We start from the raw sequence: 2,335 nt of genomic DNA, 5'->3' as shown, positions 1-2,335 counted from the left end.
CCCGGGGCTTTCGCTGACCCATGAGCCAGCTCAGTCGCAGGACCTGTGCCGCAGAGCGGCACATTGCACCAACCATGCTTCAGCAGCACAGTTTCGCGGCTGCGCTAGACGAAGTGTTCACGCGACACCAGCCTGCTGAACACAGAAATGTTGCAGACGGCACAATCCGCAGCGGCACGGATAAAGAGAACATTTGCTGAGCAACGCCACTGGCCGCCATCAGATCGGCAATTCCGATGTCGCCTTCTCGGTTGAAACCACGATGGAAGTGCGGAACTTTCGGACGTTTTTGTCGGCAAAGAAAAACCGATGCGTGAAGGCCTCGTATGCTGCGATATCGTTTGCCATCACGACAAGTATGAAGTCGGATTCGCCTGCGATGCAATAGAAATGCGTCACCTGCCGGTCTTCACGCGCTTTGCGTTTAAATGCGTCAATCTGATCAAGCCGGTCCCGTTCCAGCTCTACCGCCACGATGGCGGTGATGCCCAATCCCAAGGGCTTCGGGTCAAGGATGGCCACTTCGCGTTTGATCACACCCGCTTCACGCAGTGTTCGCATGCGCCGTTGGACGGAAGCGGTCGAGATGCCAGTGGCATCTGCGAGAACTTGAACAGGGGTCTTTGCATTCTTTTGAAGGTGGTTGAGAAGCTTGCGATCCGTCGCATCCATGATCGTCAGAACCCTGATTACTGCAAAACATGATATGAATCCATCACCTGGATGCATTCTTAAATGTATATCACATCAAGTCCATCATCTATTAAATTCGATATGAAACACGGTGCTTTTGCTATCCTTCCCCTCGCTCTAGGAGCCGCTGTCTACGGCTTTGCTTTCGGTCTGCTTGCCGCTCAAGTCGGCTTTCCATGGTGGGGAGTCGGGCTGATGAGTGCCTCGGTCCACGCCGGGTCTTCGCAAATTGTTGCAGTGGAACAATTTGGTACGACCCAAACCGTGATCGGCGCTGCCCTGGCAGGGGCGGCGCTGAATTTGCGGTACATCGGCATCGTCGCGTCCCTATCAGAAGTGCTCGCAGGACTGTCGTTGCGGGCCAAGCTGTTGGCGATCCACGTCACAGGTGATGAAAACTGGGCGCTGACAATGGCAGAACGCGCAAAATCCCCTAACGTTGGCGCGCGGTTCCTGTTGGGATCGGGCTTTGTGATGATCAGCGTCTGGACAACTTCGACCGCGGCGGGAGCTGTGGTCGGCGCCGTGCTGCCCGATCTTGAAAAGTTCGGCTTGGGTTTTGCTTTCACGGCGGCGTTTATTGCGATGGCGCGGGGGCTTTGGTGCGGACGCTCGCAAATGCTGCCTTGGGCGGTTGCAGCCGCTGCGACCATCGCTGTCGTATCGCTGGGCTTGCCCAAAGCGTATGCAATCGTGGTCGGAACATTGTGCGGACTGGTGTTTCTGGTCATCCGCCGTCGAACTGAAAGGGTGGAGGCATGACCGGCGCGCATTGGGCTGTCATCGGTATTCTGGCCATTGCGGCGTTGTCAATTCGTGTTGTCGGACTGATCGCAGGCGGACGTATCCGCGCATCGCGTCATGCGTGGGTACTGGATGAACTTCCCGGCTTGATAGTCGTCTGTCTGGTTGCGGCATCACTGGCAGGTCAGCCCGTGCAGACGTGGATTGGTGCTGCCGCGGCATTTGGAGCGGCAGTTCTGACCAACAATGTCATTGCGACTATGATTGTTGGCGTCACGATCTATGCCGGACTTGCGATGAACTCTATGTGACAATTAGCATTAAACCGGTAGCCCGACGCGAAATTGCAGAAGCCGCTGTTCACGCGCCTCGCATCACAAAGCTCTCACCATAACGGATATCTTCTACCGATGTGTTCGTGTGTGCGGATACGCGTGGTGGTGATCGGTGGTCATTTGATCGCTGTCGCCTGAATCCCGGGCCTCAGAACCGCGGAGTCGACGTCAGATATTCGAAGAGATTTCGCGCCGGAGGCGTCAGGTCTTCTTCGCCATGGATGCAGATCGACAGCCTGCGGGTCGCCCACACATCGACCAGACGCACTGATGCGATATGTATCGATCCGGGCAGGCGGGATAGCGCGGTTTCCGGTACGATGCCTACGCCGACACCCGCTGCCGCCATGCGACAGATGCCTTCGAACGAGCGCATCCGTATGCGCATCTTCAGCCTTGCTCCAAGGCTGGCTGCTTGCGCATCAAGGTGATCCTGCAAGGCGCTTCCCATCAGGCCGATGAACTGCCGGGAAAGAATATCGGCAAAGGCGACATGTTTGCGCTCCGCCAATTCGTCATCATACGCGGCGACCACGACCAGCCGGTCGATGGCAAAAGGACAG

General features: G+C 56.8%; 4 protein-coding genes. 2 read left to right on the top strand and 2 right to left on the bottom strand.

Annotated features, from left to right (window positions below; all coding sequences use genetic code 11):
• Window positions 1-219: 219 nt before the first annotated feature.
• Window positions 220-672, bottom strand: coding sequence for an Lrp/AsnC family transcriptional regulator (locus ACTIEN_RS22185; protein ID WP_439525306.1), 453 nt, complete (start codon window positions 670-672; stop codon window positions 220-222).
• Window positions 673-735: 63 nt separating this feature from the next.
• Between ACTIEN_RS22185 and ACTIEN_RS22180 the strand changes: the two genes are divergently transcribed.
• Window positions 736-1,455 carry an AzlC family ABC transporter permease gene (locus tag ACTIEN_RS22180; protein WP_439525305.1) on the top strand — a complete coding sequence of 240 codons (720 nt, stop codon included), beginning with the start codon at window positions 736-738 and terminating at the stop codon, window positions 1,453-1,455.
• Window positions 1,452-1,748: an AzlD domain-containing protein gene (locus ACTIEN_RS22175; protein ID WP_439525304.1), complete on the top strand. Its 297-nt coding sequence runs from the start codon at window positions 1,452-1,454 to the stop codon at window positions 1,746-1,748. Before ACTIEN_RS22180 ends, ACTIEN_RS22175 begins: the two co-directional genes overlap by 4 nt.
• Window positions 1,749-1,920: 172 nt before the next feature.
• Here ACTIEN_RS22175 and ACTIEN_RS22170 read toward each other — a convergent pair.
• The coding region (locus tag ACTIEN_RS22170) for a LysR substrate-binding domain-containing protein (RefSeq protein WP_439525303.1) at window positions 1,921-2,335 on the bottom strand (415 nt) is incomplete at its 5' end.

The sequence above is a fragment of the Marivita sp. genome, assembly GCF_051859345.1.
Taxonomy (GTDB): domain Bacteria; phylum Pseudomonadota; class Alphaproteobacteria; order Rhodobacterales; family Rhodobacteraceae; genus Marivita.
The sequence above is the reverse complement of the archived record's forward strand: the minus strand, read 5'-3'. Positions and strand labels throughout refer to the sequence as shown.